Source organism: Niallia sp. FSL R7-0271, from assembly GCF_038005785.1.
Lineage (GTDB): Bacteria > Bacillota > Bacilli > Bacillales > Cytobacillaceae > Niallia.
The window spans coordinates 1-8068 of sequence record NZ_JBBOTZ010000007.1 but is presented as its reverse complement, the minus strand read 5'-3'; the positions used below and the strand labels follow the sequence as shown (position 1 = coordinate 8068).

At 33.0% G+C, this 8068-nt stretch carries 8 protein-coding genes; 3 read left to right on the top strand and 5 right to left on the bottom strand.

The features are described 5' to 3' along the window. Window positions 1-328: 328 nt before the first annotated feature. Window positions 329-505, bottom strand: coding sequence for a hypothetical protein (locus tag MKX82_RS30315; RefSeq protein ID WP_341082333.1), 177 nt, complete (start codon window positions 503-505; stop codon window positions 329-331). 140 nt (window positions 506-645) lie between these two features. After that, window positions 646-2559 (bottom strand): MobQ family relaxase, encoded by a 1914-nt coding sequence (gene mobQ, locus MKX82_RS30310; protein ID WP_341082332.1) that lies wholly within the window; start codon window positions 2557-2559, stop codon window positions 646-648. A gap of 484 nt (window positions 2560-3043) precedes the next feature. Between mobQ and MKX82_RS30305 the strand changes: the two genes are divergently transcribed. Together MKX82_RS30305 and MKX82_RS30300 are read left to right on the top strand one after the other, a co-directional pair. Continuing rightward, on the top strand, window positions 3044-3340 hold the full coding sequence (locus tag MKX82_RS30305; protein WP_341082331.1) for a hypothetical protein: 297 nt from the start codon (window positions 3044-3046) through the stop codon (window positions 3338-3340). Between the two features lie 373 nt (window positions 3341-3713). After that, window positions 3714-3914 carry a hypothetical protein gene (locus tag MKX82_RS30300; RefSeq protein WP_341082330.1) on the top strand — a complete coding sequence of 67 codons (201 nt, stop codon included), beginning with the start codon at window positions 3714-3716 and terminating at the stop codon, window positions 3912-3914. A 422-nt stretch (window positions 3915-4336) separates the two neighbouring features. Here the strand turns inward: MKX82_RS30300 and MKX82_RS30295 are convergent, their stop codons facing one another. The 3 genes from MKX82_RS30295 to MKX82_RS30285 form a co-directional block, all read right to left on the bottom strand. Further along, the gene (locus tag MKX82_RS30295; RefSeq protein WP_341082329.1) at window positions 4337-5359 is read right to left on the bottom strand and encodes a DUF3231 family protein; all 1023 of its coding nucleotides are present in this window, start codon (window positions 5357-5359) and stop codon (window positions 4337-4339) included. A 203-nt stretch (window positions 5360-5562) separates the two neighbouring features. Continuing rightward, window positions 5563-6351, bottom strand: a complete 789-nt coding sequence (locus tag MKX82_RS30290; protein ID WP_341082328.1) for a hypothetical protein — start codon at window positions 6349-6351, stop codon at window positions 5563-5565. Window positions 6352-6828: 477 nt separating this feature from the next. Beyond that, the gene (locus tag MKX82_RS30285) at window positions 6829-7068 is read right to left on the bottom strand and encodes a hypothetical protein (RefSeq protein WP_341082326.1); all 240 of its coding nucleotides are present in this window, start codon (window positions 7066-7068) and stop codon (window positions 6829-6831) included. Window positions 7069-7182: 114 nt separating this feature from the next. On the opposite strand from MKX82_RS30285, the gene MKX82_RS30280 reads away from it, so the two are divergent. Continuing rightward, window positions 7183-7926 (top strand): hypothetical protein, encoded by a 744-nt coding sequence (locus MKX82_RS30280; RefSeq protein ID WP_341082325.1) that lies wholly within the window; start codon window positions 7183-7185, stop codon window positions 7924-7926. The last annotated feature ends 142 nt before the right edge of the window (window positions 7927-8068 follow it).

Sequence of the window (8068 nt, the reverse complement as noted above, 5' to 3'; positions counted from 1 at the left end):
CCTTCAATTTTTTAAATTTTCTTTTTGCTAATCAAGTTTCTGTTGTTAAAAAAAAAACGTCTAATGAATCCAACAATTAATCCAAATCCTAATATTATTAGAACTATATAGCCATTAGACAATTTTCCTTGAAGTAGTAGAAGAAACAGCAATACCGAGATTACTACAACCACGAATAGTAAAACAACATCAATTCGCTTCATGAAATCATCTCCTTTTCTTAGTTGATACTTTACTCCCGTTGTGTTGGAAATCATAACTAATAATAACATTTTTTTCTTATTCTTATTTTGTAAGTGTTTAATAGAATTAGATAGTATTTTGCTAGTTAGTTAACATAATGCGTCTTATCCCAAGCAACCAACAAAACAAAAGACGGAATTCGGCCATATTTGGGCAAATTCCGTCTTTTTAGGTTTGGGAAATACATATAAACTTGGAACAATAATGATATCGGCGATCTTTCATTTTCTTTTAATTGCTGCGGATTGCTAGTTAGTTTCATGTTTGACAACAAAAATCAAAACAGAGACAACTCCCTCAGTTGTCTCTGTTAAGGATTACATAATAAGGAGGTATTACATGATCAATAATATGTTTGAAATGAAAGAAGTATGAATTGCTCACTCTCTTTATCAGTGTTAATCACCGTTCCAACTCATTTCTTTGCCCTTTTAAGCGTTGTTTTTGCTTCTCATTAGGATTTACCCCTCGAGTTTGGTTTCGGGCCTGTTCTAGGCCTCGGATGATGGCTGACAAGAATTCTGTGCTTGCTCCATAACCACCTTGATGCTTCCCTAACTGTAAATCTTCGATTTCTTTTATTGTTTTATCTTTCAAGTCCATATTACTTAGAATCTTATCTCGATTATGAATAAAGTGGTCTTTATCTCGAAATCCTTCTTTTTTTAAAGATTCTTGGCACTTACTCTGTATGTTTAAAAGGTCGTCATAGGCTTTCTTATTTGTTTCAGAATGAAGTACCTTTCCTTTTAACAAGGGATTACTATCAATTTTTTGCAAACGTTGTTCAATCTCTAATAATTGATCAAAATACTTTTCTACCCTTTGGATTCGCTGAATACCTACTTGGAACTTTTGTAAAAAGTTTTTATGTTCTTCAATATGTCTGTTCCGAGCACGAATAGTGGATTTAATACTATCTATACCGACAATCTTTTCAGCTTTTTTATTAAGGTTATTTAGCTTTTGCGCAGTCTCATACGATAAGAATTTTTCGGCATTTTGAAGTTCAGGATAGTGAGAAATGACTTTACGTATGACTTGCTGCTTTATTATTTCTTCGGTTTGCTTTAGAACTATTTTCTGTTCAATGGATGTCAGATTGTTTTCTTGAAGCTTTTGAGTAGCTACTTTCAGTTGTTTATTCAAATTCTTTTTAGCAAATGGAATCTCTTCCACTTTAGCCAAATTAGCTTCTTTTAAGCATTGAGCCAAATGCTGTTCTTGCTCTGGAATTTCACCTTGTACTTCTGTAATCTTATTGCGTAAAATTTCTTTTTCTTTTCGTTTAAACAATCCTGTCTTATCCAGTTTTCCCTTTAATTCTTCTAAGGTTTTTTCATAATGAGAAAGTTGCTTTTCGGCTTGTTCAGCTACGGAAACGACATGATTTTGTGTCTTTATAGATTCTATTTCTTGTTTTTGTTTTTTGGTCTGTATTTCTAATGATTTTCTATAGCTAGCAATGCTTGTCATAGTTGGTGTATCACCAATAATCTGTTTAGCTAGGATAACTATTTTTTGTTCTTCAGGAGTTAATTCTACTTTCTTCTTTTGCTCCTGCAGTTTTAACGCTGCTTCTCTTTGTTGCTTCTCTTGACGATACTTTTGAAGGTCATAAACAATCGCATTATGCTTTTGAACTTCACGATTAATAGCCCCTCGTTCGGTTTGTATGCCCTTTTTCTCCATATCAGAAGCAACATGCCCCATATGGACAGTAGGTAAGATTTCAAGTCCACGATCTGCATGGGATTTATGTGTGATTCGTTCGTTGATTTGTGCTTGTTCTAATGCTTTGTTTGCATACTCGGACCACTGCTCTCTCCATTGCTCCAGCAGGTCTTTTTTATTCCAATCACGATTCTTCGTAGTAAATCCATCTTCTGAAATTTCTCGTGTTGTCAGCATGACGTGAGCATGAGGATTGTTGGCATCATCCCGATGGATAGCGATATCAGCAACCATGCCTTTATCTACAAATTGATCCTGGATGTACCCTTTGATTAATTCTGTTTGTTGTTGTTGAGAAAGTTCTCTAGGTAGTGCTACATTGATTTCTCTGGCTAATTGAGAGTTCTTCCTTTTCTCGGAATGTTCCACTTCATTCCAAAGAATCTCACGATTCTGAATCCAAACTGGCGATTTTTCAGGGGCAAGAATATGGGTTTCTGGTTGCACTTCTCTTTTGTAAAACTTACTTTCATTTGTTTGCTCATCGACTAAACGCTGACCAGAACGATAGGCAGCAGCCGCAACTGCGGATTGCCCTTTTCCTCTGGAAATCATTTGAGCAGAGAAATGATAGATCGCCATATCCTTGTACCTCCTTTTTAAATTTAAATTGAATAACAAACTCCATAATGGAACAAAATATTAAAGCCAACTGTTGAAATTCATGTATCACACCAAAAAGGGAGTAGAAGGCTATCTACTCCTTTTTTATTTTTTAAAAATGAATTCGGAGAAATTATAAAGACAAGTTGAACAATTGCTGACATTGCCAACGAGTATTTATAAAAATCTTCCGAATCCTTTTTTGTATCCGCATTATGGCGGATACTCATTCGCCCACTAGCGAATGGAGGGTTTTGATTTTGTATTCGCACCAAGCGAATATGCTCTTTGTTTGCAACGCAAACCGCACACAAACGAAGTTTGTATAAGTGCGCCCTTCTTCACTTTGTTCATTGGGGTGATTATACCACATGCAGAGTGAAGATACTACTTTGTTATTCTAGTGTTATAGCTATAATTTGATTATAATGGAGGAAACAAGGTTATAAGGGGAGTGAGGGCTATGGCTCGAAAGACAGAAGAAGAGAGATTGCTAGATATGGATGAAAAGATTAAGAAGATGCAAGCTGAGAAGCAAAGGCTTGCGAATCAATTAAAGGAAAAAGAGCGTAAATCTAGAACAAAAAGACTCATTCAAATTGGGGCATTAATGGAGAAGCATTTAAAGATAGAAGGGGAGGAAGAAGCAATCAAGCTAATCGCTTCTTTCCAAAAGGCCATCTTGGAAAGAAAAGAACAAATTCAAGCAATGGATATACATTTAGCTAGAGAGATATTAGGAATTGAAAATAAAAAGTAACTCTCTTAAACTAGTGTTGACCACAGGGTCAAATAATGACCAATAGGTCAACGTTGATGTTTCTTTGAATAAAATAAAATGACCTCCTTCGATTTATTCGTAGGAGGTCATTTCATACTTTAGTATGGGAGCCAACCCTATAAAGAGTTGGTCAGGCTATAGATCTGAAGTATCTGTAGCCTTTTTTTATTATAATATGTAACCACATTCAAAAGATAGAATTTTTGCTTTTTGAAATTAGAAAACAGAATGATCCAATTCAAAAGAACAACCATTATTCTAAAGAACTATTGGCGACTAGTCTCTTTAAATCTTTCCTTCATAGCTTAATCTTTTTAGGAAAAACTAAAGTTACAGAAAGGAGAAATTTGATATGCGTGTTTTATTAACCATTGGTATCATGATTTTTTGCACCATCTCTAATGCTTATTTCACTCACTACATTCAAGAAAAAGCAAGAAAGCGCGGACTATACAGCGGTATTGTTTTGACTATCCTAGGTTTAGGTTACTCTACTTTTCAAACATTATTTATTATAAAAATGCAAAAAAAAGAATTTGAAAAAAAGAATTAGATATGAACCGCACTTGTTATTAGGATTTGAATACAAAAAGATTGTTAAAAAGCAGGCAATAGATAAAATCCCCCTGTATAAAGTTAATCCAAACTAATAAAATTTAATTAACCTACTGTAGAGTATGAACTTCGGCTAAATAGTCGGAGTTTTTTTGAGCTGATGATTAAAGGAAATACAAATACAAAAAAAGTGGTCATTTTTAGAGATAAAATTCCTCTCTAATGCTCACTAGACCTTCATAATCACTTTTTAAAGCGTTGCTTTTTAAATAAGAGTAGTTAAATAAGTAATTTAAATAAAATCGCTAAAATAAGGCTTAAAACAACTCTTGTTAAGTGTCCCAAAATTAATATACCCCTAAATCATTTACTTCTTCGATTGAATAAATGACCTCCCTTCGGTTTAAGTTGGCTTTACATTTAATGACCATCATGTTTATTTTTCACTAACTTCGTTTTATCCTTAGTTCCTGGTGGTTGTTCAAGCCAATTATTCTTTATCATAATGTCGGCTCCCGACTTTGCAAATGTAGCAATTTCAAGGGATAGGCGTTCATAACTAGTTGCTAGATCGTTGCGTTGACTAGCTGCGGCTGCAGTAGCATAGTTACCAGTTCCACTTGCACTTAGTAATGCCATATGGAACATGATTAATTTGTCTGAAAACGTTTGGGTCGTGGAATCAGAAATACCATGATCGGGTGACATGGGTGCTTCAATATCACAACCAAGCAAAGAATCCATAAAAATTTTCATATGTTTTTTGGATATCTCTTTACCAGTTAACAAAAAGTCCTGAACTTCTTTTAATGGCGAAGTCTGTGCAAAAGCAAGGCTAATTTTCATCCCTATATGATTGGTTTGAATATTTAAATATAAGTGAGAAATTTCAATTGCATTTAAAGGACGCTTGTCGCTTAATAGATTAAATCCACCTAAATACTTTTTACTGTCTATGTAATCCGTCTCAGTTGGAACAGGTATATAGGGTGCTCTTAAAAATATCCCTTTATTTAGCATTACTTGTGTGCTTTTATCATATAATTTAGTCGTTTCAGAGATTCCCTCTATAAAATAATCCCTTATATCTTTTCTAATACTCATGCCAAGAGAACCACCATAGGCTAATAATCCAGCTCTTGCCATATGATTGACATAGCTTATACAAAATAAATCTGTAAATAAACTCGGTGCATTCATATTAACATCTGCTTCAGAAAACCCATTCGGTATAATATAGTTTTCATGTTTAAATATAGTGATGAGTTTTTCTATATGACTAGCTGACAGATCATATGAAAACTGAATAATTGGTTTAATCTCTTTGTCCTCTATATGTTTTAGCATATAACCTAAAATACATTTACTCATGCTGTCATTCATATAGGCAGTCCAAAGAATTGCTATTTCAGAAGCTGTTAAATCTACATGGTTTCCTTTCATGTGAAACCCTCCTAAGTGGCTTAATAAAAAGCTCTGTTTAGGGTTTAGGAAAAAACAAAAAATGCTACTAATCCCCTTTTTTTAGGGTGTCTTATTCAAAGAAACTTATACAAAACGTAAAGTTAGCAGGCATAGTTCAATGAAGTTGGGATTATAAACTCAAAGTGTATATAATCGCTTTGAAATACGTTTTAAATGGCATTTTAATTTTCTAACCAATTGTAGAAAGGTACCTTTTTAACAGGTTCTTTTCCTAACATGCCTTTGACCTTCTCATATGATTCGTTATGTGCTTGCTGTTTAGCCTTAATTTGACGATTATTTTCAGCATAAAGAGCTTGCCATTCTAATTTTGTAACCAATGTATCTACGTAACTGGACATGTATGTGATTTTAGTGCCTTTTTTTATGGAATCAGTAACTCTATTAGTTACATATTGAATTATTTTATTAGCTTGCTTATATATATTATTTTCTTGTTTTTCAGGTACTAGATAGGTAGAAAAAGTTTCCCCTTCTTTTTCCCTACTGCCAGAAGGCTTTTCGCTGTTTTCTGTTTCGCAATCTGTTTGGAAATTAGTCCTATCAAGTCCTAATAAATTCACCCAATATTGGAAGTAAGGATGATTAACAAATAGATAGACTGGGTTCCCCCGACCGTTACACTTTCTGGCACGTCGATATACTTTTATAACTTGTCCCAGTTCTACTAGCTCTTTCAGGCGATATTGGATAGTTCGGTCACTGATCCCGTTCCTTTTTGCCAGGTATTCGTCACTCGCATAAAAGAATCCTAACTCCGTACTGAAGAAACAGACCATATCAAAAGCCTGTCTTGTTCCTTCTTTTAGTCGGTACCATTTATCCCCTATGGACTCTTGAATAGATTCTAATAAACTGTACTTAACTTTTTTCTTTTCTGTTTTTGTTTCTACATATGGTGTGTAAGATATCATTTGATTAAATTGGTGTGATTCCACAAATACTGTCATGTTCAATTTCTCCTTTTTCGGAACAAAAAAAGACACTATTATCCCATAAACCAATGGGAAACAGTGTCTTTTATCAAAAGTTATCGAAAAAAGGAAACTTTTTTTCCTTGAATAAACGTGTTTTATACACTAAAATGATTGGTATATAATACTTAACGTTATATGTTCAAAGGACTTCGACAAGTGTTTCCCTACCGAGAATAGGGAGACGGTTAAAGGGTGCGACCAACACCACTTTAACAGTTGGAGTTCTTTTTCATTATCCGGACTATTTAGTTATCTGTAATTTTATACCTATCAATCTATTCTAGCAATACTAATTTACTAGATTATATTTGAAATTAATAAAATAAAAAGCATAGGATCGTCTCCTATGCTTTTTTTCTTTTTATCCTAATACGAAATAAAAAGTTCATATTTTAAATGAAATGTAATTTTTTTCTATAAAAGGAGGTATTTTCTTTTTTAAAACCGAAATTAAATAGGACCGGTTACATAATACATAAATAGCAGTATAGAAGACAAAATCCCTATACTATTTAATATTTTCCCCATAAAAATATAATTGTTTTTTCTCTCTTTAATTTTTTTTGCCTGTTTATATCCTATAACTCCAAATATTATTGCAACTAAACAAAACCATAAAGAAAACACAGTCAAATAAGCAGCGATTAGAGTAACAAAACCTATTAAAATAGCTTTTACTTCCTCCTGCACAATATATACCCCCTAGAATATTCTTATTTTTTTCCATTTTTTTATTATCTATGTTATTAATCTGGAAATTATTCGGATTGATATAAAAAATTAAGGGGAAGGAAGATTGTTTCTATGAGTATGAAAAGAATTGTTTTTGTGTTAGGTTCACTTGTATTTTTATTAATTAGTAATTTTGGTTTAGATTTAAAATCAGCTAATGCAGAAAGTATCTCTACTGAAGATGGACTGAAGTATATTGAATCACCAGCTAATTATATTGAGTATTTAGAAAAGGAAAGCAAAATAGATGACTACGCAGCAGAAGGATTAGAAGCATTTAAAAATTTAAGTGAAGAAGAACAAAACACTTTTCTTTTAGCATTACAACCAGATAATTATATGAAATTAATCGGTACAGCAAATGCTAATCCTGGCGTATCAAACATTAACATAGAAGGAAATAAAGTACCTGTAGAACTACAAACAAATACTAACCCTTCAATAGGAGTATTAGCGACTGGGAAAAAAACTGTAACTGCTACCTATAAACTGTATGTTTTAGGTATTAAAACAACTACATTATATAGTACAGTTGTTTTTAACTATTCAGGTTCAACAGCTACAAAAGTTTTAGATAATTACGGAAGCCACAGTAACATAAATCCTTCTATGATATGGCAAAAAGGAATTGGAAAAGGTTATTTAAGTGGTGGAGATGCCTATGGAAGAGCTTCATGGACAGTATACTCAACTGGTAGTTTAGGTTTCATTAATGACTCTGTTGATTTTTATGCTCGTGGAGATGGAAAAAACAGATACTATAAAGTGGATTCTACACGGTCAGACTGGAAAACTGGTGGATGGATTTCTTTCTAAAAGTTGATTCCAATAAAAAAGCCTAAGATCTTAGGCTTTTTTATTTTTTCTTGAGAAATTTTATAAGTAAATATATTCCTCCTATGATAACTATAAGCCAAAAAACGAAAGGAATAATACCTAAAATATCCATAAAAACCAT

Coding starts and splice junctions, on each gene's coding strand:
- MKX82_RS30315 (WP_341082333.1), bottom strand. CDS start 505: ATGAAACTAACTAGCAATCCGCAGCAATTAAAAGAAAATGAAAGATCG.
- mobQ (WP_341082332.1), bottom strand. CDS start 2,559: ATGGCGATCTATCATTTCTCTGCTCAAATGATTTCCAGAGGAAAAGGG.
- MKX82_RS30305 (WP_341082331.1), top strand. CDS start 3,044: ATGGCTCGAAAGACAGAAGAAGAGAGATTGCTAGATATGGATGAAAAG.
- MKX82_RS30300 (WP_341082330.1), top strand. CDS start 3,714: ATGCGTGTTTTATTAACCATTGGTATCATGATTTTTTGCACCATCTCT.
- MKX82_RS30295 (WP_341082329.1), bottom strand. CDS start 5,359: ATGAAAGGAAACCATGTAGATTTAACAGCTTCTGAAATAGCAATTCTT.
- MKX82_RS30290 (WP_341082328.1), bottom strand. CDS start 6,351: ATGACAGTATTTGTGGAATCACACCAATTTAATCAAATGATATCTTAC.
- MKX82_RS30280 (WP_341082325.1), top strand. CDS start 7,183: ATGAGTATGAAAAGAATTGTTTTTGTGTTAGGTTCACTTGTATTTTTA.